Raw genomic sequence first — 26,460 nt, 5'->3', positions numbered from 1 at the left:
TGAATTTCCATCCTGAGCATACGCGAAAAACATGGAAAATTAGACATTTCGCACCACTGCCTACAGGCTCCTAATAATCGTTATGCAGACTCGACTTTTTTATTCTCAGAAATCATTGAATGTGATTTACTTGCTATCGCATTAGTTTTCATTTCCAAAAATAAATTACCCATTCCATTATTTTTCACTTCATCCAATGCCAGTTTGTAGGAACTCATGGCTTCCTGATATTGACCAGTAGCACCATAAATATCACCCTTTAATTCATTAATTACTGGCAAATAAGTATTGTCATCAACACTACTCAGTTCCTTAAGGGCATTTGTATAAGATTTTTCTGCGGCCAAAATTCGCGCCAAACGGATCTTAGCGATCTGCTTTAAGGACAACATTTTACTGTTTGTTGCAACGGCTTGTAACTCATCTGTTGCTTTATCCAGTTTATTTTTGGATACGTAAATTTTCGCAAGTGTCATATGTGCAGCATCAGCATAAACGGTATTACCGTGTTCATGAATCAATTCATTCGCATAAGCTCGTACCGATTTAATATTTTGATTCGACAGAGCTACCATCATTTGTTCATAAGCAATTGATGCCTGTTGTGTCAGCTTTTCCTGATGCCAATGCAAATATCGATACCCTGCAATACCAAAGAGGATAAGCGATAATACTACGGTGACAAGATTACCGTATTGCTTCCACCATTTTTTTATCGATTCTAATTGTTCCTCTTCAGTCATATACACTGACATAGCGTTCTCCTACCTCACTCGAAATAATCTTTTAATACTTGATTAATCATATTTTGATTCACAGTAATTTGCTCTGCTTCATTACGTAAATCCTTAATACTGATTTGTTGATTTGCTAATTCCTCTGCACCTAAAATTAAAGCGAGGCGTGCACCACTTTTATCTGCTTTTTTGAATTGGCTTTTGAAACTACCACCCGCAGTATTTACGGATACTTCAATTTCTGGATAAGCGCTACGTATCAGTTCAGAAATTAGAAGTCCTTCTATCACCGCCTGCTCATTGTCAGTAATAATATACAATGCATTCTTTTTTCTCTCTTCCTTCAGAAGAGCCAAAGTTTCCATCAACAAGTAAATTCTTTCTATGCCTAAAGCAAAACCTACAGCAGACGTTGGATTACCGCCTAATTGTTCCACCAATATATCATATCGTCCTCCGGCACAGACAGTAGCCTGACTACCTAATTTATCAGTAACCCACTCAAAGACGGTATGTCCATAATAATCGAGCCCCCTCACTAAAACGGGATTGACTACATAAGGTACCTTTAATGCCTCCAGTCCCTCACAAAAAGACTGAAAATGCTCACGACTTTTTCCATCAAGAACATCCATTAATTTTGGTGCATTAGCCAATAACAGCTGCATTTCAGGATTTTTACTGTCTAAAATCCGCAATGGATTGCGGGTTAATCGGCGCTTGCTGTCCTCATCCAACTGATTTTCATGATCAGTCAGATATTCGACAAGAATTTTTTTATAACGCTGACGCTCCTCTAACTCGCCTAAGGTATTCACCTGTAACTGCACAGAATCGGCAAATCCTAATTGCTCCCAAAATTTACGGCAAATTGAAATCAACTCCAATTCAACCATTGGACCGGGTATTCCAAAAACCTCAACACCTAATTGATTGAATTGTCGATAGCGTCCTTTCTGAGGTCTTTCATGACGAAACATGGGGCCTAAATACCATAATTTTTGCTGTTGATTATGCAAAAGTCCGTTTTGCAAGCAAGCACGAACACAGCCGGCTGTTCCTTCGGGTCTTAAGGTAATACTGTCTCCATTTAAGTCATTAAAAGTATACATTTCCTTTTCGACTATATCGGTTACTTCACCTATAGTCCGTTTAAATAATTGGGTACTTTCAACAAGTGGTAAACGGATTTCCTGATAACCGAAACTGGACAACACCCTCACAAAAATTTGTTCAATAGTCCGCCAAAATACCGTTGCATCGGGCAATATATCATTCATTCCTCGTATTGCTTGAATTCGCTCAGCCACCGATTTTCTCCAAAGGGGACATTTCCGGTTTTGGATTTAATAATGATTGCATTTTTGATATATCAGTAAGCTTCAGCTCTGTAGTTTCCATTGCTGGTGTTTGATTTAAGGATAAATCAGCGGGAGCATTCTTGGCAGGAAACACCTGTTGGGTATCCCTATTTTTTTGCCACCAAACACCTACAGCGACGATCACGCCTAAAGCAAATAAAATTGTAAACCAACGAATCACATGTTCTGCCTTGTGAGATTCACGCTTACTTTGCTGCCATAAGAGGGCTCGATCCGATTTTTTCTCAACAACAAACTGCTCATTAAATATGGCTAAATAAGGCTCAGGAGAAGTACCTAATAATTTAGCATAGGCACGTAAATAACCTTTAACAAAAACAGGTTCTGGTAACAAATGAAATTCATTGTTCTCAATTAATTCAATAATACGAGCCCTTAAGTGCAATTTATTGGCAACATACTCAACTGTATATCCTTTTTGTTGGCGTATACTAGCAAGTTGCTCGCCTGGATTCTTATCATGCTCTATTATATTTTCATCCAGCGTGGTTGTTGTATTCATTATTTACTCCACTATTATCGATATTGGAATTCATATTATTTATGCTTTGTTCATATTCTGCAGCTATAGCATGTTGCCCAACTTTATCAGAAGCTTCTTTGGCCAAAATTAATAATGCCCTATCATTCAAAACTAGCTCAGGATGCTTCTGTACCAGAGCAAATGCCTCTGAATCATGTCCCATTTTGATTTCAAGTTTTAGTAATTCATAAAATGACACTTTTCGAGAAGGATCCTGATTTAATGCTTTTGCGAAATAGCTTTTGGCTTTCTCTTCATTTGGAACTGATAGCGCACAAAGACCTGCATTTTCATAAGCTCCTGCAGTATGCAAATATTTTAAATCATTAACCGCTTTTAAAAAATAAGCTTCAGCTTTTTTATAATCACCTTGTCTGCATAGAAAAGCCCCGTAATTGTTAAGCTGGGCGCCGCCGTTTCCTGCTACCGAAAGGGCTTTTAAATAATATTTCTCTGCTTGATCCAACTCTTTTGTTTGTTCAAAAAAATAAGCCATTGCCGAATTAACATCAGGTGAATTCGGTTCTTGCTCTAATGCGGTGATCAGCTTTTTCTTCGCTCTTGGTCTATCACCTTGCTTTAAATAACCTAATCCCAACTGAACATTATATGAGGCAGCCTTGCTGAGATCCGGTTTTTTTAAATTCTGTGTTTCACTTTCTTCATCATGCGCACATGCCTGTAAACAAAGACAGCTCACAATCAACAAGAGATAAAACTTTTTGAACACAATATTTCACACTAAGGTTAGAAATGATTGCGCATTATAACCGCTTACAAATAAATTAAAAATGATTTGTCACAAATAATGACTTTTACTGTAATTCAGATGACAGAGTTGGGGCTGAAAACAATGAAAAGACCGCTCCGTCACCCCTAGAGTTGTGCAGGATCCCCCCACCTGGCAACGTGGTACGATGAGAAGTCCTTTACTATACGTGGATGACATCAACAACATCTCGGGTTATCCAGCCTAAACAAAGCGAACAGAAAGTCGCGTTGCACTGATTATTCTGCAGTCTTGAGCTCTTGATTTGCCTTAGGCATAAAGTGTAACTTTTGCCATCTTTGAGAACGACTCGTCCTGTCTTTCACCTCACCCGCCAATTGACCACATGCGGCATCGATATCATCGCCGCGTGTTTTTCGAGTAATTGTATTAATGCCTTGAGCGATTAGCATGTCTCTAAAGGCATCAATTGTTTCCTGAGATGAGCGTTCATATTGTGTCATAGGAAAAGGATTAAAAGGAATTAAATTGACTTTAGCTGGAACATTACGCAACAACTTTATCAATTGCTTTGCATGCAATGGTTGGTCGTTAACCCCTTTAAGCATAACGTATTCAAAAGTCACTTTTCGTCGCGGTTCATTTTTAAAATAAGTTTTACACAAGGCCATTAACTGAGCCAGAGGATATTTTTTATTTATAGGGACCAACTCATTTCTTAATTCATCATTTGGTGCATGTAATGAAACAGCCAGAGCTACAGGACTGACCTCCCTTAAACGCTCCAAGTCAGGCAATACTCCCGAAGTGCTTAAAGTAACGCGACGTTTTGATAATCCATAAGCAAAATCATCCATCATAATATTCATTGCTGACACTACATTATCAAAATTGAGTAAAGGCTCGCCCATACCCATCATCACCACATTTGTCACTCTTTTGTCATGCGCACCCTGTTGTAATGATAATTCACGTACTGCTAACCAAACCTGACCAATAATTTCACCAGTAGATAAATTGCGATTAAAACCTTGTTTTGCTGTGGAACAAAAAGAGCAATTTAAAGCGCAGCCTACTTGTGAGGAAACACATAAAGTTCCACGATTAGCCTCAGGAATAAATACAGTCTCAATACAATTGCCACAATCCAGTTTTAAAAGCCATTTGTGAGTACCATCATTGGATTTTTGACAAGCAACGATTTCAGGTAATTTAATAAACGACAGTTGTGCAAGTTTTTCTCTTAATGACTTGCTTAGATTCGTCATTTTAGTGAAATCAGATAAACCTGCTTGATGAATCCACTGTATTATTTGTTGGGCACGATAAGGTTGTTCGCCCCAGCTATCCAGCAGTTCACGCATTTGTTGGTAATTGTAATCCAGCAGATTTACTTTTTGCTCAGTCATTTATACTCCAAATTTAATGACGTTCGACAAGAAAAGTGTAGTTCTGGAGCAGCGCAGTGAAGCTGCCGTCATTCCGAGTGTAATGAGGGATCTCCCCTCGTAACACTGTGCTATAGTAGGAGATATTTCGCGACGCCGGGATGACAGGTTATAGCGCTGCTCAGCGCTACATTACTACAGTCATTAAATATCTAAAAACTAATTTTTATCGTTCACAAATCTCATGAGGTTCAAAGAAGAATGCAATTTCACGAGCAGCATTTTCTAGGCTATCTGAACCATGAACTGCATTGGCATCAATGCTATCAGCAAAATCAGCACGTATGGTTCCAGGGGCAGCTTCTTTAGGATTAGTTGCGCCCATGATGTCTCTGTTTTTCATTACCGCATTATCACCCTGTAATGCCTGAATCATTACTGGACCTGAAATCATGAATTCGACCAAATCTTTGAAGAAAGGACGTGCGCGATGAATGTCATAAAAACTTTCTGCTTGTTCACGTGAAAGTTGCATCATTTTTGCAGCGACTATGTTTAAGCCTGCGTTTTCAAAACGAGTATAAATTTGACCTATAACCGATTTAGCAACTGCGTCGGGCTTAATAATTGACAATGTTGTTTCTTTTGCCATCAGGGACTCCATAAGGGGTTAGTTAAAGTGCCATATTATACACGAAATAATGGCTATATGGCTAATATAAATTCATTTTTATATGATTATGATCTTGATGATAAAAGCAAAACAGATTCCGAAGTTGTTTTGCTTTCCGATATCGATTGATAAATTATAGAGACCCTATACTTTTATCAAAATACAAAGGCTCTCTGTTAATCGCATCTTGTTCGGGATCAATTTTATATTCGGGCAAGGATTTCATTAAATCAATAACACGGATAATCGTATCAAAAAACTGACTTCGATACGAATTGGCTGACCGATTAATTTCATCGGTTTGCTGAACATAATCGATGATTTGATCATCAAAATCGATGTCCATTTGTAACAGTTCTGATAATGAAGTTAACATTTTACCTTTTAAGTCCTCTTTTAGGGATACCTTAAGTACTTCATTCATTTTATCAACAAAAAGAGAGCCATTAGTTCGAATCTCGATTACATTACAATAAATCAGTGCATGATTGATAGCTTGACGAATTTGACTCTTTTTCACTTTGTGGCCAGCAGCTTTTAGTAGTTTGTTAAGCGAGCTGAGCGCTTTTTCAAGTTCGGCGTTAAACCGTTGAGTCATTTGAATCAAAATACGCTGACTGTTTGCAATCAAATAATCCTGATCCCCCTGAACTTTTTGAAACTGCTCACCCAGCGCAACTAATTGTTGCCGCTCATTTTCTATGATTTCACGTGTTGCAGCGCCTTGAGCCTCTTCGCCTTTAGAATTTTCACCAGAAAGTAAATAATCAATATATAATTTCTGCACATAAACATGATAATCATTCGCCTGCTGTAAGATGATACCATTGAGTACGCTTTTTAATGGAACTTGTATTAAGCGATGGTAAAAACTAAATGGACTTTTAATTGCTGCCACCAAGTCCGTTTGTGCTAGATTAACATTATATCTTCCTAATATACGTTCAGCTGTTATTGCACCATAAGTTGAAAACCATTGGTTTAATTCATTATCAATTTCTTCCCCGTTCATTTTTCATCCAATTCAATTTCATTAAGGTATATGATATAAGACAGTTTATTTTTATTAAGTATAGTGTATCTCGCAGATGTTAAAACGTTTAGACAATGATTTACAATTATTAAATGATTTTCTTCAGGTAAAAACGCCACAAGTATGGTTGGATTTTGCAGCAAATCATATTCCTTTGCTATTAATCGACCATGCCCATTGTGAACGCAAAGCAGCAGCTACTGCCATTAATTTTATGAGCAAATATCCAGAAAAAAAAGAACTGGTTGATGTGATGTCTCCTTTAGCTCGGGAAGAGTTACTTCATTTTGAAAAAGTCATTCATTTTATGACCCAAAGAGGAATTCAATTTTGTCCTTTGCAACCTTCGGGTTATGCGACCCAAATGCACAAAGAGGTTACCAGCAGAAATGTCCTTCAACGCCTCTGTGATCAGCTGATTATTGGAGCCATTATTGAAGCCCGTTCCTGTGAGCGCTTTCATGCGATTATCCCTTATCTTGAGGATAAGGACTTAATCAAATTTTATGGAACTTTAATTAAATCTGAAGCGCGTCATTTTGAGGAGTATCTGCGACTGGCAAAATTATACGGTGGAAATATAGAACAGCGTTTGCATTTGTTTTTATCATTAGAAAATGATTTTATTTTATCAACTGATACGGTATTCCGTTTTCATAGCGGAATACCGCAGTCCTGATAAAAAGTGCTTAAGGAGAAGCGGGTGTGCTCTGCGCCTCTCTTTGCTCGTCATACTTCAAGGTGGCATTTTGTTTTAGGAATGTGGCAAAGCTGGTTTGTGGATCATTATTTAATTCGTTAAATTTATCCTCATTCAATAATACACCAGTTGCATGATGTTTATAAACCTTACCACTATTAACAGGAGCGTTAGGATTAGGAACAGGGATATAACCTTGCTCTTCTAACCAAATATCAACAAACTTTTTAAGCGCTTTATTTGCTTCATTTTCATTATTTAATGGGATACGATCAGCACGAGTCAAATCGGCTACCTTAACTTTTCCATCTTTAAAAGAAACCTTGTGTTCCAGAATAGGTAGCTCAAAATCCCCTTTGCCTTGAATGACTTTATGAAGTATCGCTGTTTTAAGCGACTGATATATTTTTTCGTTAGGATGAAACAGATGTCCAAACACAGGGAAAGGTCGAGTAGCCTGCTTTACAAGGTCCAATGCCTCGCCAGCAACCTGTTCTGACGATATGTTTATTGCTTTGTTCAATTTTGTTAATAAATTCAACAAGGACATCATATTGGAACGCCAGTCAATGGTGGAGTTTTGGTCTGAGTTAATCAGATGATCAGCCAATTGCTCTACTTCTTCCCAATAAGTTTCAGGGCCGCCCTCTTTTCGATTTTTGAGTTTATGCTTACTTCTCAACTCATCCATAACCTTGGCCCACTGCTGTCGCTGTTTGGCTTGTTCGGTCTCTAGCGCTGCATTGTACTCTTTATCTCTTTGTTCTTTGCGGAGTTTTTCCGCTCCCTCCAGAGAAGTTTTATTCGCTGCTTGCTTTTCCGCTTCAAGCTCTGCTTTAGTTCGGGTCATAACCTATCACTCCAAGATTACATATGGGCAAAATAGAGCCCTTTTGTATGATCATAACACAATACATGGGGTTTGTCATCCCAATCACTGAGTACATAACGCCTTAATTCTTGCGAATCATTTTGATACAAAGTGATGCCCGGTTTATGTGTATGACCGTGTATTAATTGAGTTACTTGATAATGTGACATATGCTTAATTACTTCATCAGCAACAACATCCATTTCCTCTACAGATTTGTTCTGATTCATCTGACTTCGATAACGTATTTGCTTCACTAACCGTTGACGATATTTGATTGGTAAACTTAAAAATAAAATAGGAAATATTCTATTTCGAGTGATCAGCCTTAAGCGCTGATGCGCTAAGTCTTTAGTACAATATCGATCACCATGGACTAAGAGTATTTTTTCCTGCCCTAATTGGATTACCGTCGGCTCAGCTAAAATAGTCCATCCAGCGAGTTTTGCAAAAGTTTTCCCCAGTAAAAAATCACGATTTCCATGCATGTAAAACAGGTTAATGCCCTGTTTTTTTAAAGAAAACAATTGATTGGCTATATTTCTGCTCCATTCATCAATAGTATCATCACCAGCCCAGGCATGGAAAAAATCACCGAGAATATAAACATTTTTAACTGAAATTTTTGCCCATTCAAGAAATTGATTAAAACGCGCCTGGATGGCCTGATCTTCTGGATGCAAATGAAGATCAGAAATAAAAGCAACTTCTATCATAAAGGCTCAATATGTATGTGTTCATCCATTAAGTAAATTTGACAAGGTCCGTTATAAGGCTGAATCGCATCACTTAAGCGATAAAATCCAGCAATTGATACCAACTCGGCCTCAAGTGACTGACAAAAAATTCGAGCTTCCTTATCCCCAGAGATCCCCGCTAAAGCTCTACCTCTTAAAGCGCCATAGACATGAATACAGCCATCTGCCAATAATTCAGCACCATGACTCACTGAAGCAGCAACCACAAGGTCGGCACCTTTTGCAACGACTTGCTGACCTGAACGAACCGGTGTGGTAATTAATTTTGTTATTGATTTTGCTGCATCGTGATGATGATTTTCAATTGGTCGTTCAATAATCGGCTTATCATGCGTTGAAGACGCATGCAATACCGCTAACCCATGACATTGAGCTAACGTATTATGTAAAACACTTCCCCCTTGAATCGCAACAGGAATCATCCCTTGAGTACGTGCAGCCTGCAGTAAAGTCTGCAAATCAAACTCAAGCTGTTGTACCGAGGACAAATCAAAAACAACTGGAGTATGCTCAAATAACTTGGGGGCTTTAGCAACAGTATCAGCTAGTTGTTTCGAAAAAAGATCTGGGTCCGTATTTAATACATGCAATACAGTAAATGTATAAAGACGACCTTTAAGCTTAAATGCTTGAGTTTGCGTTATATGTTCACCCATGAGTATGATATCCATAACCAATATTTTTGTTTATACTAACATGTGAAAACCAATAACAGAAGGATATTAAGGTGGATAAACGGTGGTTTGAACAATATCAGAAAGGAGTTCCGCACGAAATTGACGCAAGTCAATATTCTTCCCTCGTAGATTTGTTTAAAGAATCCTGCACGCGTTATGCTAAAAAAACCTCATATACCAATTTGGGGAGCAGTATTACTTTTAGTGAACTGGATGAATTGAGCAGAGATTTAGCTGCTTATCTTCAACAACTTAAATTGGATAAAGGGACTCGAGTAGCAATCATGCTCCCTAACGTAATTCAATATCCAGTAGCTCTATTTGCCATCTTACGAGCGGGATATGTAGTTGTTAATACCAATCCTCTTTATACTACTGACGAACTGGTTCATCAGATAAATGACTCTGGTGCTGAGGCAATAATTGTACTCGCTAATTTTGCAAAGACCGTTGAAAAAGCATTAAATTCCATGCCCACATTAAAGCATGTGATTGTCACTGAGATAGCCGATCTGTTTCCGACACCAAAGCGAATTATTATCAATTCAATCGTAAAATACGTAAAAAAAATGGTGCCTGCTTATAATATTCCTCACGCTGTAGCTTTTAATTACGCCTTGCTTGAAGGAAAACAGTCGCCCCTTCATCATGTCGAATTGGATCATGATGACATTGCATTTTTACAATATACTGGCGGAACAACCGGTGTGGCAAAAGGTGCTGTTTTAACGCATGGGAATATGGTCTCCAATGTCCTCCAGGCCGACGCATGGATTAAACCCACAGGCCTGGATGGTGATGAAACCATTATTACCGCAATTCCTCTCTATCATGTTTTTTCTCTTACTGCGAATTGTTTAACTTTTTTAAAACTCGGTGCAAAGAACATCTTGATCACCAATCCTCGTGATCTTGGTCACTTTATTAAAGAAATTAAAAAAGCGCATTTTTCAGCGATTACCGGTGTTAACACTCTGTTTAATGCATTATTGAATCATCCCAAATTTAAAGAAGTTGATTTCAGTAAACTGAAAATTTCGCTTGCCGGTGGAATGGCTTTGCAAAAAAGCGTAGCGCTCAAATGGTTGGAGGTTACCAAAACTCCCGTATTAGAAGCTTATGGCTTAACTGAAACCAGTCCCGCTGCCATAATAAATCCCATGAACCTTGTTGAATATAACGGAAGTGTTGGACTTCCGCTTCCTTCTACCGATGTAATTATTCTCGATGATGAGGAGCATGAAGTACCCATAGGTACAAGTGGTGAAATATGTATTAAAGGACCTCAGGTAACTCCTGGATATTGGAAACGACCTGACGAAACTGCACTGGTATTTACTAAAAATGGCTATTTAAAAACTGGTGACATTGGCAAAATGGATGAAGAGGGTTTTATTTATTTAGTTGACCGTAAAAAAGATATGTTACTCGTCTCAGGATTTAATGTTTATCCCAATGAAGTAGAACAAGTGATTGCAATGCACCCCGGTGTTTTAGAAGTTGGGGTTGTTGGCATTGTTGATAAAGAATCTGGTGAGCGAGTTAAAGCCTGTATTGTGAAAAGAGATCCTAGTTTAACTGCAGAACAAATCATTGCTTATTGTCGCGAACATCTAACCGCTTATAAAGTCCCTAAAGTAGTTGAATTTTACGATGAGCTTCCCAAAACAAATGTGGGAAAAATTCTTCGTCGGGCACTTAAAGAAAGTCATGCGAGTTCTCCTAGCCTTCCAGAAACAAAACCCGCGGTGGCCATTTAATGGTGAGAGCTTTTGCAGCCCGGATTAGCGCAACTAATCCGGGATCTTACACCGGCATCCTAAGCGAGGAGATCCCCCACAACACTGGAAATGACTTGCACTGCCAATTCTCCTATACCCCTATTTAACTAATTGCCTCATTATTCGGGCTGTTGCACCCCATACCCAATCCTTATTCGCAGTAAATTCACAAGTGACATAACGACGTCCACCACGCTCAATCATAAAATCTTTATAATTTTTTGCATCTTGAACTAATGTCATTGGGATAGAGATAAGGCGAACCACTTCATGAGAATTTAACTGATAAGGATGAACCGTCTCAACACTCGCAAACCAAGGATGAATAACAGTTCCTAAAAGAGTTTTCTGTATGTCCAACTCTCTTATCAGTGTAATACGGTCTGGAGCTATTCCCAACTCTTCATTCAATTCTCGAAGGGCAGTAGCATAATAATTTTCATCCCCTTCCTCCCAGGTACCACCAGGGAAACATATTTCTCCAGGATGTGTTCGCATGTGATCGCTACGTTTTGTCAAAATGAGCGAATCGGATAATTGTTCATACAAAACAACCACTGCCGAATGCACCATTTTTTTATTTTTAAATTCAGTTAAGTCCATTAATGACTGCTGCTATTTTGATGAAACATTCACGATATTCATCTTCACAGTCTGAGTCAATAACAATTCCACCACCAGCAGCTAAATGCAAAATATTTTCTTTGGCAGTGACTGTACGAATAGCAATATTTGTATCAAATCGTCCATGTCGTGAAAAATAGCCTATTGATCCACAGTAAATTCCTCGTGCATACGATTCTTGCTCATGAATAATTCGCATGGACTCAATTTTTGGTGCACCTGTTATAGACCCCCCAGGAAAGCAGGATAAAAATGCTTCAAAAGGCAGGATTGATGGCAAGCATTGAGCTGCAATTGTGCTTACTAAATGATGTACAGAGTTATAACTTTGTACTTCGCATAAATCGGTTACTTGTACTGAACCAGGCAGAGCAATTTTTCCTAAATCATTCCTTAATAAATCAACAATCATGACATTCTCAGCCCGATTTTTTTCACAAGAAGTTAATTTATTTTTTAACTGCTCATCTTCAATGCGATTACTCGAACGCCCTATTGTCCCTTTAATCGGAGATGCGACTAACTTACCTGCCTCATGGAATAGAAAACGCTCTGGTGAGAAACTTAGAATATCCGCATACTCTGTTTTCATAAAAGCAGCATAAGGAACAGGATTTTCTCTGCAAATTTTATCGTAAAAAAACCAACTGTCTCCCTCATAAGGAGCATGAAAAGGCTGAGTAAGATTGACCTGATAGCTTCTACCTTCGTTTAAGGATTGATGGATTGAGGAAAATGCCTCCAGGTAATTCTGCTTGGACTCCAATGGAGTAAAATTACCTTTTATTAATGCCGTGCTCCCTTGTCCGATTGAGTTATTCCATAATTCGATGACTTCATCAACTATTCTAGGGGTAGATGGATGGGTGTTTGCTGCAAACAATGTAATAATTTTTTTATGATGATCTGCAATGATTGCCCAATCATACAAACCAAGATCCAATAAAGGCATATTCTCTAATGTGGGTTGTATCCGAGAGTTTATGCCAAATAACTTTGCACCAAGATCATAAGATACATATCCCAGAGCGCCACCTTGAAAAGGAAGATCGGCCACAGAGGGTAATGGCGATAAAATGTGATTGATTTCCTTCAATAAGTACGATAGATCGGAGGCGCTGTTATCAATTTGGATGCAATCATAAGGGTAGGCACTAAGAATATCATAGCGCCCATGAATGCGATCGGTACTCTCTAGAAGAACAAAACCAGGTAGATGCCGTAACTTTTGGTAATCATCATGCAGCGAATGATGATAGTCCAATGAATGGAATACAAATTGACTCAAAATAGACCCTCTTAGGTAATTATTATAAAACTGAGATAGCCTGACAACCGCGCAACGGGTCTCAATAACGACCGCGGCTGCGCTCTATTCAGGGCTACAAAATTACTTCTTTTTTAATATCATTCCAACACTAATGCTCTGGTTTTTAAATTAATTTGTGAGTATGCTATGCAAACGCTTTATTGACAAGGAGCCTCATATGTCAACAGTTGCTCAATTTGATATTACATATATTCAATTTTTAAATGAACATGGAAAATTAGTCGGCCAACTCCCCGCTTTTGCCCATGATCATTCTGCACTAAAAGAGCTTTATAAAATCATGGTTCTTACACGCACCTTTGATAAAAAAGCCATTGCTTTGCAAAGAACAGGTAAAATGGGAACTTATGCTCCAATTAACGGACAGGAGGCCATTTCGACAGCGATAGGCCATGCGATGCGCCCTGAAGATGTGTTAATTCCCTATTACCGTGATTATGCTGCTCAATTTCAACGTGGTGTAAAAATGTCTGAAATTTTAGCATTTTGGGGTGGTGACGAACGAGGAAGTCAATTCTCTTGCAATTCAGAAGACTTACCAATATGTGTTCCAATTGCTTCTCAATGCTTGCATGCAACTGGTGTTGCATTTGCGTTCCAATATCGAAATCAACCCCGCGTTGCTGTAGTTTGTCTTGGTGAAGGTGGCACTTCAGAAGGTGATTTCTATGAAGCAATGAATGTTGCAGGTACTTGGAATTTACCTGTCGTTTTTGTGGTTAACAACAATCAATGGGCAATTTCCGTTCCCAGAGACCAACAGACAGGTTCAAAAACGATCGCACAAAAAGCAATAGCTGCCGGTTTTAAAGGGATACAAATCGATGGCAATGACATATTGGCAACCAGACAAGTTATTGGTGAGGCAATTGAAAAGGCACGTCGTGGTGAGGGACCTACTTTAATTGAAGCGATATCGTACCGTTTGTCTGATCATACGACAGCGGACGACGCCACTCGATATCAACCTTGTGAGGAAGTTGAACAAGCTAAGCCCAGGGAGCCAATCTCTCGATTCAAAGAGTTTCTTATGGAGCAAAAAATCTGGAATGCCCATGACGAAGAAAAATTAGTTATCCATTGTGCCGAAGAAGTAGAAAAAGCAGTTAATGAATACCTGAGTATGAAAATGCAGCCTATTAGCAGTATTTTTGATTATCATTATGCTGAATTACCTGAGTATTTAGTGGAACAACGCGCAATAGCTATGGAGGAAGCAACTCATGCCTGATATTACTTTGATTGAGGCTGTAACTCAGGCTTTGGCTTACGAGTTAGCTCATGATGAAAATGTGGTGGTTTTTGGTGAAGATGTTGGCAAAAACGGAGGTGTATTTCGCGCCACAGTCGGATTACAAGAACGCTTTGGTGAAAAAAGAGTATTTGATACTCCTCTTGCCGAATCCATGATTGCAGGCTTGGCCATTGGTATGTCAATCCAAGGACTAAAACCAGTCGCTGAGTTTCAATTTATGGGATTTATTTATCCTGCCATGAACCAAATTATTTCTCATGCTGCTCGTATGCGCAATAGAACACGCGGACGACTACATTGTCCTCTTGTTTTTCGAGCTCCTTTTGGTGGTGGTATCCGCGCTCCAGAACATCATTCAGAAAGCACTGAAGCGTTGTTTGCTCATATTCCAGGGTTACAAGTGGTTATTCCCTCCTCCCCAAAGAGAGCTTATGGCTTGCTCCTAGCTGCTATGCGCAATCCTGATCCAGTCATTTTTCTGGAGCCTAAACGAATTTATCGTTTGGTCAAGCAACCTGTTGAAGATAATGGTCAAGCACTGCCTATGGGTCAATGTTTTACGTTGCAAGAAGGTGACGATGTTACCTTAATAAGCTGGGGTGCCAGTATTCACGAAACACAACAAGCAGCGAAACAATTGGCTGAGGAAGGAATTTCCTGCGAAGTAATCGATGTTGCAACCATCAAACCACTGGACATAGAAACAATTTTGGCCTCTGTAGAAAAAACTGGACGTTGTGTTATCGTTCATGAGGGAGCAAAAACTTGTGGGGTTGGCGCCGAAATTTCAGCACAAATTATGGAAAATTGTATGGCTGATTTAATGGCCCCAGTTCAGCGGGTAACTGGATATGATACTGTAATGCCTTATTTCCAATTGGAAAAACAATACATACCCAGTATTACACGTATTAAAAACAGCGTTATGAGCATAATGGAGTAATAATGAATATTTTCAATCTACCTGATTTGGGTGAAGGCCTACCAGATGCTGAGATACATGAATGGTTTGTCAAAGAAGGCGATACTGTGGTGGCAGATCAACCTTTAGTTTCTATGGAAACCGCAAAAGCAGTAGTTGATGTACCTTGCCCTCAGTCTGGAACTATCGGCAAATTATATGGAAAACCCGGTGATGTCATTAAAACAGGGGAGCCCTTGGTTGCTTTTGAATCAACCAGTGCCAAGCCAGCAGACAAAGGGACAGTAGTAGGTAATTTAGAAGAAAGTAGTGAAGTTTCAGAAGACAACTTTACTATAGGTGTGCAACACTCTGCTAAAAATCGTATCAAAGCCACTCCTGCGGTAAAAATGCTTGCAAAAAAACTGGGTGTTGATTTAGCTACGCTAAAAGGAACTGGAGAGTTTGGTGTCATTACTCGTGATGATGTTCAAGCACAAGCAGATAAAAATGCTGAAGTTCCTGCTGGCTTTGAGCCGTTACGTGGAGTAAGACGAGCAATGCTCAACAGTATGATTCAATCTCATACAGAAGTGGTTCCTGTAAGTATTTTTGATGAAGCAGATATTAGTGCTTGGAAACCAGGTACTGATATCACAGTTCGTTTAATCCACGCGATGATCTACGCTGCAAAAAAAGAACCTGCATTAAATGCATGGTTCGATACAAAACATAGTGCTCGTCAATGTTTTAAGCAAGTCCATCTTGGATTGGCTATGGATAATGAAGAAGGATTATTTGTACCTGTAATTCATGATGCTGGAAAACTTTCCGATGCCGAACTGCGAAAAATGATCAATGATTTTAAACAATCGGTCAGTAATCGAGAAATCACCGCCGATAAATTAAAAGGAGCTACAATCACTCTTTCAAATTTTGGTAAATTTGCAGGTCGCTTCGCAAGTCCGATTATTGTTCCACCGATGGTGGCCATCTTGGCAGTAGGTAGACTCTATCAAGGGGCTGTTGTTAATAGCGAAGGAGTGATCGAGGCACATAATATCCTGCCATTATCACTGAGTTTTGATCACCGAGCCGTTACTGGAGGCGAGGCAACTCGTTTCTTGGGTGCTGTGATGGAGTCCTTGCAGAAGCAATAAGTTAAAACCCCTTCTCTTTACAGGGAGAAGGGATTTTTCCTGAGAAAAGTCTGTTACTGTTGTTGCGTGCTTTCTTGCGTGCCTTGTTCCATTTTTTGTTGCATTTTTTGTTGCATTTTACCTTTTAATTTTTCAGCTAACTTCGTTTTGCATTGTTGCAGTTGTTCTGGGCTAAAATTGGTATTCGGTAATCTTTTGTTACCCATTGCTACGGGTAAAACACAGTCTTTGATTAGTCCTTTTCCGGCTTTATCACCGCCTTTATAGTAACCATTTTGCATGCAAGAAATTGCAATAGCCTTACAAGATCCTGCCCAGCCAAAGAATGTAACACTCATTAATAAGCTGAATATACCAACCTTTGCAAATAATTTGTTCATGTTAATAATTCCTTTTAAATTGATGATAAAAATGTATTTTAAATAAATGCCTCTAAAATATAGCACAAGATTTATACTTTGTTTGATTGATCATTTTAATGAATAGAAAAGGAGAACTTAGATTTAAAGTACCCACCTATTGCTAAGTCTTAAATAATCTCAAAAAACTAAAAATTTATCCTTGTGCAATTTTATTGAGTAACGCAGCGAGTCTGCACCCTGCATACGCCACCTGCTTTTGAACTAAAAGCTGTGCATTTTCTTGGTATTTAGCATTGGGAATTTCATTAGGATTCGTTTGATAAACATTTTTTAAAGCCAGTTTATAGGACATTTTCGCCCATTTGGCTGGTCTTGTTAGTTTACCGATCACGGAACAGGGAAGTTTTTGTTCCAATTGCAGCGCTGTATTTTTTACTCGCATCGCGTCGTATTGGCCCAGAAAAAAACCGGCTCCATTATCCCAGTATTGGTGTAAATTACTTCCTACTGGATTGGTTCCCAGTAAAAATAAATTACCACCTAAGTCGCCCATGGGATGTTGTGCGCTGACCCTAGTTATGGCATGTAGAGGTTGATGAATATCACCTGTTATATGGATTAACATGCGTAATGCGAGTTTTTTGTCCGCTGGGGTTGTTTTTTTAGAAGCCAGTGCAGAACTAGCCAGTTTAATTGTCTTAACGGCATTAGTACTTTCAATTGGAGGCGTAGGTGTTCCGTCACTGGAAAAGGGAGTATCAATATAATGCATTACATCATACCAATACACTTCCCTCCATCTTATCTCATCCATCCAGGTTGAAGCGCTAACAAAACTCGAGTTGGGGGTGTTGTGTGTCCGTGAACGCAGGTACTTGAAACACATTTCCTTAGCTTTTGGTGATAAATTATCATACGCAATTTGGGCCACCACCCTGTGGCCTGCCGCATTCCAAGGATAAGCATTTAAAGATCCTAAACAAAAAATAAGTCCATATATAATTCGTGACATAATTAACCTAAATAGGGAGACCACGCAGGTTCTTGTACATCCCCTTCACGTGCAGGCAGTCTCATTCTTATTCTACCGTCGAGAGAAACGATACCCAATACACCTTTATCCTGATTATGAGTCGCATAAAGAATCAAACGACCATTGGGTGCAACTGATGGAGACTCATCACGGCCAGAGAAAGTTAAACTGACAACAGGTCCACCGTTTGCACTTTGTAAGCCAATGTTAAATTGCTTATCATCTCGATGCAACATAACAATATTTTTCATATCTGGAGTATAAGAGGCGCGCGCATTATAGTTGCCTTCAAAAGTCAAACGAGATACTTGGCCATTTGCTAAAGATAAACGATATATTTGTGGCGATCCACCCCTACCGGAAGTAAATAAAATGCTTTTACCGTCGGGAGCATAACGGGGTTCCGTATCAATAGCATCACCAAAGGTCAATTGCTTCATATTACCCGTGTTAATGTCTATGCTGTAAATCTTAGGTGTTCCGCTTTTAGACAATACTACAGCGAGTTCCCTACCGTCTGGAGACCATGCAGGAGCACCGTTAATTCCAGGAAAGCTGGTGATTAAGCGTCTTTGACCTGTCTCAACTGAAACCGTAAATATTTGTGCTCTCTTTTTCTCAAAAGAGACATAAGAGATACTTTTACCATCGGGTGCCCAAGCTGGGGACATAATAGGTTCGGATGAAACCAACAAACTTTGAGGATTGTGTCCATCAGCATCAGCAACCTCTAATGAGTAACGCGTACTGCCTACCATTCTTTGCACAGAAATATAGGCGATACGAGTAGAAAATATCCCCTTCTCCCCGGTTAATTTTTGGTATACTTCATCGCTAATATGATGTGCTAGCGGTCTTACTTGATTCGCATTAATTTGATAAGTTTTTGTCAATAATGTTGTTCCATTAGCTACAGCATCAGTTAGTGTAAAGCTGACTTCATAATGCCCCCCTACCTGACTGACTCGGCCGGTTACAACACTGTCAGCACCCAATTGTTTCAACGTGCTAACTGATGATTGGGAGTTTGCTCCTAGTGGGCCAGAAACAATTCGAAACTGCCCTGATAAATTCAGATCATTTTCGATAATTTGTCCAATTTCTTTACCCGTTGTATCTGAACCAAAAGAATTGATTGCAATGGGTAAAGCAGAGTTAATCCCTTGGGTTAACTCCAAATCAAGAGCAAAAGTTTGCTGTGTCAAAAGCAATAAAAATACTGTAATAATTCGGTTAATCACGAGTTTTACCCCCTCACTTGTTCTGGTCGAACGGTTAAACTTATATCGCGAAACAGATTGAATGTTTCTGCATCCGCAGGTACAGGTAACGGCGAAGCCTTATAAATCGCTGTTTGTGCTGATCGGTCAAGTAACGGATCGCCGCTGCTTCGGGTTAAAGTAACCTCCAACACCATACCATCAGGAGCAAGACGTATTCTGAATTGGCTGGAAAGGCTGCTGTCCACATTTTCAGGCAATATCCAATTTCTTCCTATGGCATTTACAATCAGAGCCTTATATTTGTCAACTTCACCAGCGATACGTGCTTGTCTTTCAGCATTTTGAGCTGCTTGTGCCTGTTTTGCAGCTGCTTCAGCTGCTTGTTTTTTTCGATCCATTTCTGCTTTTTTTGCCAGCTCAGCTTTTTCCTTTTCTGCTCTCTCTTTTTCAGCTTGAGCTTTCTCTGCCAACTTTTTCTTATTCAGATCGTCGAGCTTTTTAGCTTCCAGTTGCTGTTGTTTTACCAATTCCTCTTTTTGTTTTTTTAACTCTTCAACACGCTTTGCCTCCAATGCTTTTTGTTCGGCAAGTTTCTTTAAACGTTTTTTTTCTTCCTCTAACTGCTTTTTCCGTGCAATCGCTATCTTATTAGCCTCTTCCTTAAGTCGTGCGATTTGTTGTTGTTCCTTTATTCGTTGCTGTCTTGCAGCTTCTGCTTGTCGTTTAAGTTCATTTTGTCGGTTGATTTCAGCTCGTTTTTGTTGCTCACGTTCCTGCTTTAAACGATTCACTGTTTCCATGACTTGTTTATTATCAACACTAACTGCTTTCACTACCTCTGTTTGTGGCGTCACTGCAATAGGCTGTTCTATTCCTGGAGTATTCTTAGTTTCTGCAGTTAAAACAGGTCGTTGACTTGAATTGTCAGTCAACAACATCACGATTAAAAAAAGATGTAATCCTAGCGCGGCAAAAAAAGCCTTGCGATAACTGGGATTGCTTATCATGCTTGCCCCTCTGCTTTTTCTGCTTCTGAATCAGTCAGTAATCCTACTTGTTCTGCGCCCGCTTGCTTGAGTAGTGCCATAGCCTGAACGACTTTTCCATAGGCAACTCCCTGGTCGCCCTTAACTAGTACATTCAGCTTTTGATTGGATTGCTTTGCTAATTCCAGTTCCGCAGCAACGCGAACTACCAATGCTTGTGATTCTATAGGTTCAGCTGGTGTACTGCTGATGTTAAGGAAATAAGTGCCTTGCTGATTTACGGAAACGATAATAGGTTCTCTATCTGTAGGAGCCAAAGTCTGACTCGCTGCTTTCGGCAGGTCAACAGTAACCCCCTGACTCAGCATTGGTGCTGTGATCATAAAAATAACAAGTAAAACTAACATCACATCGATATAGGGAACGACATTAATTTCTGATATGGGGCGCTCACGCTTGGTTTTTGCTCGGATCATTTCAAATTCTACCCTCTTACAGTGTCACTGTTTTGTTGTTCTATAAGCGATATTAATTCTTCCTGAAATAAATCAAATCGATTTAATAAGTCATTAGCACGCGTTGTATATCGGTTGTATGCAATAACCGCTGGTATTGCTGTAAATAAGCCTAAAGCGGTAGCCACCAGTGCTTCGGAGATACCTGGAGCCACCATAGCAATAGTAGCTTGTTGTGCATGTCCCAATGCTTGGAAGGACGTCATTATACCCCAAACCGTACCAAATAATCCTACATAAGGTGCAATAGAACCTACAGAAGCAAAAAAGGGTAAATGTTTTTCCAACTTTTCTGCTTCTTTTGCATGAGTAATTTGCATGACTCTTTGTATCGGTTCAATGATTACATTACCCTGCTTTCTAGCCCGTACAAATTCTTTAAAACCAGCATGAAAAATAGCTGCCATGCCATGTCGCTCATCTAAATTACTATCAATATCAGCATAAAGTCTGCTTAAGTCACCACTATCCCAAAATCTTCGGCTAAAAGCCTCTGTAAACTGCTTTTTCCGGTTAAAAAACCAGGCGCGCTGAAATATTAATGTCCAAGAAGTAATGGATGCAGCAGTTAATAAAATCATGACTGATTTAACAACTAAACCTGCTTGCATAAAATACATTAATACATTTGCTTGATTACCCATCTATATTATCTCCAGTACCAAGATCTTATTTCTTCATCGTAGTTTGGGTGCAGTATAGCGGCATCGACATGAAGTTAAGGAGATTCCTCTCTTCCACTCGTGGGAGAGAGGCTGGGGTGAGGGGTTCATTAGCCAAATCAATCCCCTCATTCGCCCTAATGGCACCTTCTCCCTTGTAGGGAGAAGAAATTCTGCTTCACTTCATGACGGTGCTGCATCGCACCAAGGCTCAACCTTCACATAGCTACGATAATTCATTTATTCAAGTGGAAATCGTTTTGGTTTCAAACTACTATTCACGCATACCACTTGAATTTTAGCGTCACAAATTACTTTTCCTTGTTGATTTTGCATGCCTTGCTCAAATAAAAAACTACAAGCGCCTAGTTGTTGTACTTGAGTGTTAACTGTTAGTAAATCATCCAACCGTGCTGGTGCTTTATAGCGAATATGTACATCATATATCGCAAAAAGCGTATCTTGCTTCATCAAATCAGAGAGAATCAAATTATTTTGTCGTAACATCTCTGTTCGAGCTCGCTCAAAATAACAAAGATAATTCGCATGATACACAATGCCCATGTAGTCTACGTCTTCAGCATACACTCGAAAGACATGTTGATACGTTGTTGCGGCATCCATAAAATTAATCCTGCTCTACTGTGGTTATACCAAAATGCTGATATGCCTTTGGCGTGGCTATTCTACCTCTTGGCGTGCGCATAAGGAATCCTTGTTGTATTAAAAATGGCTCTAAAACATCTTCAATTGTGCCTTTTTCTTCGCCGATTGCTGCCGCAATACTATCAATACCTACAGGACCCCCATTAAATTGTTCAATCACAGCTAAAAGTAATTTTCTATCCATGAGATCAAAACCATGCTTATCCACATCCAACATTTCCAATGCCTTTTGTGCAATATCAAGACTGATCACCCCACTTCCCTTAACTTCGGCATAATCTCTAACACGACGGAGCAATCGATTCGCAATACGTGGGGTTCCTCTTGAACGCAATGCGATTTCTCTTGCTCCTTCGTGTTTCGCTGTTACATTAAGTAATTGCGCAGAACGTGAAACAATCTGTGTTAATGAATCAACAGAATAATATTCAAGACGTTGTACAATACCAAATCGATCTCTAAGTGGAGAAGTAAGTAACCCAGCTCGTGTTGTCGCACCAATCAGCGTGAACGGTGGTAATTCGAGTTTGATAGACCGTGCGGCGGGTCCCTCTCCGATCATGATATCCAATTTATAATCTTCCATTGCCGGATAAAGTATTTCCTCAATAACCGGACTAAGTCGATGAATTTCATCGATAAATAGAACATCATTTGTTTGTAAATTAGTAAGTATTGCTGCGATATCACCTGCACGTTCAATGACCGGTCCAGAGGTTTGTCGCAAATTAACACCCATTTCGTGAGCAATGATATTGGCTAGAGTCGTTTTGCCCAGGCCAGGAGGACCAAATATGAGAACATGATCCAAAGCATCTTTTCGTTTTTTAGCTGCATCAATAAAAATCTGCATTTGAGAGCTCACCGCATCCTGCCCTATGTACTCCCTAAGACTCAAGGGTCTGATAGCACGATCAATCGCCTCTTCTGAGGAGATACTTTGAGTACTGATTAAGCGGTCACTTTCCAGCATAAGTTCTTATTTAAGAGTTCAGGCGAATTAGAGCATTTTATCATATGTTTTTTTTATCGCAGCTTATTTGTTGAATTTATGAAGCGAAAATTAAGAATTTTGATATCCATTAGCAGAAAGAAATATCCAAGGATTAATAATAAATTGTCCCAAATAAGGCTTTACCTTCATTCGGGACTTACTTCAAACCAAATATATTTTTAAATTAATTGGTACTCATGTTCGTCGATTGATGATAGAAAGTCCCTATTTTGTAACTCACTTCGTCAGAGTCTTTAGAAAATAGTTCAGAAGATGGTAAAGCAGGCTTAAAAAACGAGATTAAATATTTTTCTCGATTATATTCCTCCTCAATAGGTGCAGTCGATTTAAATTCATCAATGCAACTCAGAAGGTTTACCACTGAGTATATTGCAGCCAAACTAGCAATTGCGATTACAGCTAGAGCAAAGAAAGGATTTGCAGCTGCTAATGGTGCCGCCATTAAAATGCTATATGAGAAAAAGGCACACGCAGATCCAGCCCAAAATAATAGTTCTATCGCATTGCAAATATTCTCAAGAACAACACCTTTTTTTCTAAGAGACTTTATTTCTTCTACAGTCTTTAATACATCTTCAGGTTTTGATAAGCCGCTTTTTATCTCCTCAAGGCCTGTAACTAAAAGCTCGTAAATTTTTACACATTCTTCTTCATCTTCCTCAAAACCTGCTGCCTGATACAATGCCCAGTAATAATTTTTAATTGCTTTCAATTCAGTTTCCATTTCTGCACTTAATTTCAATCCGTGAAATAATGCATCTATTTTTTTGTTACAAAGTTCCAAGCGATCTTCGAGTATAGCCATAATTCATCCCTTAATTTTTAAAAAGGAAAACAGTTAGATTGAGTAGTAAGTAAGCATCTGTTTTATATCATAATCGTGAAAAGAAAAAAATGACTACAATTGATCTATTGATGCCATAACTATTTTGCGAGCTCTAAAAATTCGAGATCGAACTGTTCCGATAGGACAATCCATTTTTTTAGCAATATCCTCATAAGATTGACCATCAAGAATGTGCATTCCATAACAAAGGCGTAACTCTTCAGATAGTGTGGAAAGAATGGTTTCCAAATGCTCACCAAACTCAATATTTATTAATAAATATTCAGGTGACAATTGTACTGACGGATTGTAATTATCTGCATATTCAGCTTCCATATCCATACGTAAATTGGCAGTGCGATAATGATTTTTGATTGTATTTTGAGTAATACGATACAACCAGGTAGAAAATTGGCTTTTCTCTTTAAAATAGTGTAGATAGCGATAAACTTTAATTAATACTTCTTGCGCCAAATCACTGACATTCGCTCGGTCCTGAATATGTAAGTGAATAATTTGCTGTATTTTATTATTATAACGTGACAACAACAGATTATAAGCTTCCATGTTCCCCTGTCTTGCTAAATTAATTAAGTCCTCATCACTATAAGAAGCTTCTTTATTCATTACTTCCTCATAATTCCATTATATGAATGACTGACTATTATTTATGCCATATGTATAATTATATACTATTTTTGGTGTGTTTTAAGATGTAATAAACGTAATTGATTGTTTGTAAGTTGGTCATTAAATAGAACAATACATTTTTTTTGTCTCTTGTTTTTAAACTCAATGAGCATAAAAAAAGGATTGTAAATAAGGATGATGGCCTGAATATAGGTTTTTTTGTTACCACTATAAGGCTCCAAAATCCATTCGTTACCTATAAATTGTATTTTTTTTATTGAGGTACATGGGCGTTGGATCGCCCAATCAATTTTTGTTAACACAATAATAAAACTTAACAAAATTGCTTTGATAAATAGATGAATAGAAGAATAAAAAATTAAAGCAACCGTAATTAGATAAATTACTGAAGTCAAACGCAAATAAGTCTTTGACCTTCCTGGTTCAATTACTAGTTCGGATAATAGTAACAATTTTTTTTAGCTCTTTATCTTGAGGCTCTTCGTGCCCCATCAGCCAAGCAAATAGCTCTGGGTCAGTACAGCTTAATAATGAGTTAAATGCATCGAGTTCTTGCGGAGACAATACATCCAGTTTTTGTTCAAGAAAACGTTGTAAAATAAGATCCAATTCCAGCATACCTCGACGGCAATGCCATTCTAGTCTTGCTTTTTCTTTGGTATCCAACATGATATATCTCTTACGAATTAGTTTACGTGCAAATGATACACTACTGGCTTTATAAACAGCAATCATTAACCGGAGATTGACAAACCACTACCAGTCTCTTATACAGTTCATCATTCTGCCTAGAACGTAGAATTGCAAACAGCCCCTATGGCGCGTTTGAAAAATCAGCTAAACTCATCAACTTTTCCATTAGTCGGTTATTTGTTATCAAAAGTAGCCGTTATTTTCAGGTTAATCACAATGAATAATATATTTACACACCCAGTTAATAGTAGATCATTAACCACTTTTAAAGATTTGGGAAATGAATTAATACTTTTGCCTCAACACAATTATTTATTTGATTTATCCTATCTGGGGGTTCTTGATGTTATCGGGGATAAAGCCGTTGATTTTCTTCAAGGACAACTCACATGCGATGTGCAGTCGGTATCCGATATACAAATGATTCAAGGTGCTCAGTGCAATCTTAAAGGACGAATTCTTACTTTAATGGATATTATCAATTGGCAAGGAATTAAGTTAATCCTTCCTGCCGATCTCGAAGAGGCAACAATCAATTCATTAAATAAATACGCTTCGCTGTCTCGTGTTTCGCTCAAAACAAACAGTTTTTTTAAAGTTTTTGGATTTTACCTACAAAACCAAAAGGATATTATTCCTGACTCGGATTTTTTCCCAAGTACACCTTACTCCCAGACATATAATGCTCATTCTTGTTTTTATCATTTAGGTAATGGCTTCTATATTTTGTTGACCTTAGCCGATAATGCACATGAGATACAGCAACGCTTTGTGAGCAGAGATCAGTTTCTTGGTTCTCTAACCTGGCATACCCTAAGGCTCTATCAAAAGCAAATAGAAATATATCCTGAGTCTCGAGGTCTATTTTTACCTCATCGACTTGATTTACAACAAACTCCCTACATTAGTTTCAATAAAGGATGCTATAAAGGACAAGAAATTATTGCTCGAATGCATTATAAAGCAACTTTAAAACATCAAATGAAAATTTATGAAATTAAAACCAAACAAAAAATCTATTCTGGACAAAAAATACTAAATCAACCTGAAGGAACAGAACTCGGTGAATTGGTTGACTTTTCTATTCTTGGACCAGATCATTATTTAGTCGCGGCAAGTCTATTAAAAGAGGCAGATCGAACTGTATTTCTCGAAGGATGCCATCAATCCATAGAATTGACAGACTTCCAGTTCCTTCCGTTAGCTTAGCCAATTTGCTTGGTAAAAAAGAAGGTCGGGCCAAGGCCCAACCTGATCTTAATAAGAGCTGTAATAAATAATGCTCCTGGCTGAAGCAGCCAGGCT

At 38.7% G+C, this 26,460-nt stretch carries 30 protein-coding genes; 6 read left to right on the top strand and 24 right to left on the bottom strand.

Annotated elements, in window-relative coordinates:
* Nucleotides 1–80: 80 nt before the first annotated feature.
* The 7 genes from OQJ13_RS00230 to OQJ13_RS00200 all read right to left on the bottom strand — a co-directional run bounded on the left by OQJ13_RS00230 (nucleotide 81) and on the right by OQJ13_RS00200 (nucleotide 6,445).
* Nucleotides 81–755 carry a YfgM family protein gene (locus tag OQJ13_RS00230; RefSeq protein ID WP_265708300.1) on the bottom strand — a complete coding sequence of 225 codons (675 nt, stop codon included), beginning with the start codon at nucleotides 753–755 and terminating at the stop codon, nucleotides 81–83.
* A 14-nt stretch (nucleotides 756–769) separates the two neighbouring features.
* Nucleotides 770–2,047, bottom strand: coding sequence for a histidine--tRNA ligase (gene hisS, locus OQJ13_RS00225; RefSeq protein ID WP_265708298.1), 1,278 nt, complete (start codon nucleotides 2,045–2,047; stop codon nucleotides 770–772).
* Nucleotides 2,040–2,621: a helix-turn-helix domain-containing protein gene (locus OQJ13_RS00220; protein ID WP_028380635.1), complete on the bottom strand. Its 582-nt coding sequence runs from the start codon at nucleotides 2,619–2,621 to the stop codon at nucleotides 2,040–2,042. Before OQJ13_RS00220 ends, hisS begins: the two co-directional genes overlap by 8 nt.
* Complete coding sequence (pilW, locus tag OQJ13_RS00215) at nucleotides 2,596–3,372, bottom strand: type IV pilus biogenesis/stability protein PilW (RefSeq protein ID WP_265708297.1); 777 nt, start codon at nucleotides 3,370–3,372, stop codon at nucleotides 2,596–2,598. The genes OQJ13_RS00220 and pilW overlap by 26 nt, the downstream gene beginning before the upstream one ends.
* Before the next feature lie 278 nt (nucleotides 3,373–3,650).
* A complete protein-coding gene (gene rlmN / locus OQJ13_RS00210) occupies nucleotides 3,651–4,781 on the bottom strand; it encodes a 23S rRNA (adenine(2503)-C(2))-methyltransferase RlmN (protein WP_265708296.1) in 1,131 nt (376 codons plus the stop codon).
* Between the two features lie 205 nt (nucleotides 4,782–4,986).
* Nucleotides 4,987–5,412 (bottom strand): nucleoside-diphosphate kinase, encoded by a 426-nt coding sequence (gene ndk / locus OQJ13_RS00205; protein WP_265708295.1) that lies wholly within the window; start codon nucleotides 5,410–5,412, stop codon nucleotides 4,987–4,989.
* Nucleotides 5,413–5,566: 154 nt separating this feature from the next.
* The gene (locus OQJ13_RS00200; protein ID WP_265708293.1) at nucleotides 5,567–6,445 is read right to left on the bottom strand and encodes a hypothetical protein; all 879 of its coding nucleotides are present in this window, start codon (nucleotides 6,443–6,445) and stop codon (nucleotides 5,567–5,569) included.
* A 76-nt stretch (nucleotides 6,446–6,521) separates the two neighbouring features.
* On the opposite strand from OQJ13_RS00200, the gene OQJ13_RS00195 reads away from it, so the two are divergent.
* Complete coding sequence (locus OQJ13_RS00195; protein ID WP_265708292.1) at nucleotides 6,522–7,145, top strand: tRNA-(ms[2]io[6]A)-hydroxylase; 624 nt, start codon at nucleotides 6,522–6,524, stop codon at nucleotides 7,143–7,145.
* Between the two features lie 10 nt (nucleotides 7,146–7,155).
* Here OQJ13_RS00195 and OQJ13_RS00190 read toward each other — a convergent pair whose 3' ends face one another.
* The 3 genes from OQJ13_RS00190 to minC are packed head-to-tail and all read right to left on the bottom strand — an operon-like array spanning nucleotide 7,156 to nucleotide 9,451.
* The gene (locus OQJ13_RS00190; protein ID WP_265708291.1) at nucleotides 7,156–8,016 is read right to left on the bottom strand and encodes a hypothetical protein; all 861 of its coding nucleotides are present in this window, start codon (nucleotides 8,014–8,016) and stop codon (nucleotides 7,156–7,158) included.
* A gap of 17 nt (nucleotides 8,017–8,033) precedes the next feature.
* Nucleotides 8,034–8,753 carry a UDP-2,3-diacylglucosamine diphosphatase gene (locus OQJ13_RS00185; RefSeq protein ID WP_265708289.1) on the bottom strand — a complete coding sequence of 240 codons (720 nt, stop codon included), beginning with the start codon at nucleotides 8,751–8,753 and terminating at the stop codon, nucleotides 8,034–8,036.
* Entirely contained in the window at nucleotides 8,750–9,451 is a 702-nt protein-coding gene (gene minC / locus OQJ13_RS00180; protein ID WP_265708287.1) for a septum site-determining protein MinC, read from the bottom strand. The genes OQJ13_RS00185 and minC overlap by 4 nt, the downstream gene beginning before the upstream one ends.
* A gap of 71 nt (nucleotides 9,452–9,522) precedes the next feature.
* Between minC and OQJ13_RS00175 the strand changes: the two genes are divergently transcribed.
* Nucleotides 9,523–11,232, top strand: coding sequence for an AMP-binding protein (locus OQJ13_RS00175; RefSeq protein WP_265708286.1), 1,710 nt, complete (start codon nucleotides 9,523–9,525; stop codon nucleotides 11,230–11,232).
* A gap of 120 nt (nucleotides 11,233–11,352) precedes the next feature.
* Here the strand turns inward: OQJ13_RS00175 and OQJ13_RS00170 are convergent, their stop codons facing one another.
* Both OQJ13_RS00170 and pabB read right to left on the bottom strand, forming a co-directional pair.
* Nucleotides 11,353–11,856, bottom strand: coding sequence for an NUDIX hydrolase (locus tag OQJ13_RS00170; RefSeq protein ID WP_265708285.1), 504 nt, complete (start codon nucleotides 11,854–11,856; stop codon nucleotides 11,353–11,355).
* Nucleotides 11,843–13,165, bottom strand: a complete 1,323-nt coding sequence (gene pabB / locus OQJ13_RS00165) for an aminodeoxychorismate synthase component I (RefSeq protein WP_265708283.1) — start codon at nucleotides 13,163–13,165, stop codon at nucleotides 11,843–11,845. The genes OQJ13_RS00170 and pabB overlap by 14 nt, the downstream gene beginning before the upstream one ends.
* Before the next feature lie 199 nt (nucleotides 13,166–13,364).
* On the opposite strand from pabB, the gene pdhA reads away from it, so the two are divergent.
* From pdhA to OQJ13_RS00150, 3 genes are read left to right on the top strand one after another with little or no spacing between them, the layout of a single operon-like run.
* On the top strand, nucleotides 13,365–14,438 hold the full coding sequence (pdhA, locus tag OQJ13_RS00160) for a pyruvate dehydrogenase (acetyl-transferring) E1 component subunit alpha (RefSeq protein ID WP_265708281.1): 1,074 nt from the start codon (nucleotides 13,365–13,367) through the stop codon (nucleotides 14,436–14,438).
* Nucleotides 14,431–15,405, top strand: coding sequence for an alpha-ketoacid dehydrogenase subunit beta (locus OQJ13_RS00155; RefSeq protein WP_265708280.1), 975 nt, complete (start codon nucleotides 14,431–14,433; stop codon nucleotides 15,403–15,405). Before pdhA ends, OQJ13_RS00155 begins: the two co-directional genes overlap by 8 nt.
* Before the next feature lie 2 nt (nucleotides 15,406–15,407).
* Nucleotides 15,408–16,523 carry a dihydrolipoamide acetyltransferase family protein gene (locus OQJ13_RS00150; RefSeq protein WP_265708278.1) on the top strand — a complete coding sequence of 372 codons (1,116 nt, stop codon included), beginning with the start codon at nucleotides 15,408–15,410 and terminating at the stop codon, nucleotides 16,521–16,523.
* Between the two features lie 53 nt (nucleotides 16,524–16,576).
* Here OQJ13_RS00150 and OQJ13_RS00145 read toward each other — a convergent pair whose 3' ends face one another.
* The 12 genes from OQJ13_RS00145 to OQJ13_RS00090 all read right to left on the bottom strand — a co-directional run bounded on the left by OQJ13_RS00145 (nucleotide 16,577) and on the right by OQJ13_RS00090 (nucleotide 25,131).
* Complete coding sequence (locus OQJ13_RS00145; protein ID WP_265708277.1) at nucleotides 16,577–16,903, bottom strand: hypothetical protein; 327 nt, start codon at nucleotides 16,901–16,903, stop codon at nucleotides 16,577–16,579.
* Between the two features lie 175 nt (nucleotides 16,904–17,078).
* Nucleotides 17,079–17,897: a S1/P1 nuclease gene (locus tag OQJ13_RS00140; protein WP_265708276.1), complete on the bottom strand. Its 819-nt coding sequence runs from the start codon at nucleotides 17,895–17,897 to the stop codon at nucleotides 17,079–17,081.
* A gap of 2 nt (nucleotides 17,898–17,899) precedes the next feature.
* A complete protein-coding gene (tolB, locus tag OQJ13_RS00135; protein WP_265708274.1) occupies nucleotides 17,900–19,159 on the bottom strand; it encodes a Tol-Pal system beta propeller repeat protein TolB in 1,260 nt (419 codons plus the stop codon).
* Between the two features lie 5 nt (nucleotides 19,160–19,164).
* Complete coding sequence (gene tolA / locus OQJ13_RS00130; RefSeq protein ID WP_265708271.1) at nucleotides 19,165–20,148, bottom strand: cell envelope integrity protein TolA; 984 nt, start codon at nucleotides 20,146–20,148, stop codon at nucleotides 19,165–19,167.
* On the bottom strand, nucleotides 20,145–20,603 hold the full coding sequence (tolR, locus tag OQJ13_RS00125) for a protein TolR (RefSeq protein WP_028380654.1): 459 nt from the start codon (nucleotides 20,601–20,603) through the stop codon (nucleotides 20,145–20,147). Before tolR ends, tolA begins: the two co-directional genes overlap by 4 nt.
* Nucleotides 20,604–20,611: 8 nt before the next feature.
* On the bottom strand, nucleotides 20,612–21,286 hold the full coding sequence (gene tolQ / locus OQJ13_RS00120) for a protein TolQ (protein ID WP_028380655.1): 675 nt from the start codon (nucleotides 21,284–21,286) through the stop codon (nucleotides 20,612–20,614).
* Nucleotides 21,287–21,544: 258 nt separating this feature from the next.
* Complete coding sequence (locus OQJ13_RS00115) at nucleotides 21,545–21,928, bottom strand: YbgC/FadM family acyl-CoA thioesterase (RefSeq protein ID WP_058387647.1); 384 nt, start codon at nucleotides 21,926–21,928, stop codon at nucleotides 21,545–21,547.
* Between the two features lie 4 nt (nucleotides 21,929–21,932).
* Nucleotides 21,933–22,943: a Holliday junction branch migration DNA helicase RuvB gene (gene ruvB, locus OQJ13_RS00110; RefSeq protein WP_265708268.1), complete on the bottom strand. Its 1,011-nt coding sequence runs from the start codon at nucleotides 22,941–22,943 to the stop codon at nucleotides 21,933–21,935.
* Between the two features lie 205 nt (nucleotides 22,944–23,148).
* Nucleotides 23,149–23,790 (bottom strand): DUF5638 domain-containing protein, encoded by a 642-nt coding sequence (locus OQJ13_RS00105; RefSeq protein WP_265708267.1) that lies wholly within the window; start codon nucleotides 23,788–23,790, stop codon nucleotides 23,149–23,151.
* A 93-nt stretch (nucleotides 23,791–23,883) separates the two neighbouring features.
* Nucleotides 23,884–24,438, bottom strand: coding sequence for a sigma-70 family RNA polymerase sigma factor (locus OQJ13_RS00100; protein WP_265708265.1), 555 nt, complete (start codon nucleotides 24,436–24,438; stop codon nucleotides 23,884–23,886).
* A gap of 65 nt (nucleotides 24,439–24,503) precedes the next feature.
* Entirely contained in the window at nucleotides 24,504–24,914 is a 411-nt protein-coding gene (locus OQJ13_RS00095; RefSeq protein WP_265708263.1) for a hypothetical protein, read from the bottom strand.
* Nucleotides 24,886–25,131: a succinate dehydrogenase assembly factor 2 gene (locus tag OQJ13_RS00090; RefSeq protein WP_028380661.1), complete on the bottom strand. Its 246-nt coding sequence runs from the start codon at nucleotides 25,129–25,131 to the stop codon at nucleotides 24,886–24,888. The genes OQJ13_RS00095 and OQJ13_RS00090 overlap by 29 nt, the downstream gene beginning before the upstream one ends.
* 240 nt (nucleotides 25,132–25,371) lie before the next feature.
* Here OQJ13_RS00090 and OQJ13_RS00085 point away from each other — a divergent pair, with 240 nt between their 5' ends.
* Entirely contained in the window at nucleotides 25,372–26,364 is a 993-nt protein-coding gene (locus OQJ13_RS00085) for a YgfZ/GcvT domain-containing protein (RefSeq protein WP_265708261.1), read from the top strand.
* Nucleotides 26,365–26,460: the final 96 nt, after the last annotated feature.

The sequence above is a fragment of the Legionella sp. PATHC035 genome (assembly GCF_026191115.1).
In the GTDB taxonomy this organism is placed as follows: domain Bacteria; phylum Pseudomonadota; class Gammaproteobacteria; order Legionellales; family Legionellaceae; genus Legionella.
Note: the sequence above shows the minus strand (reverse complement) of the source record. Positions and strands in the feature narration are given on the sequence as shown.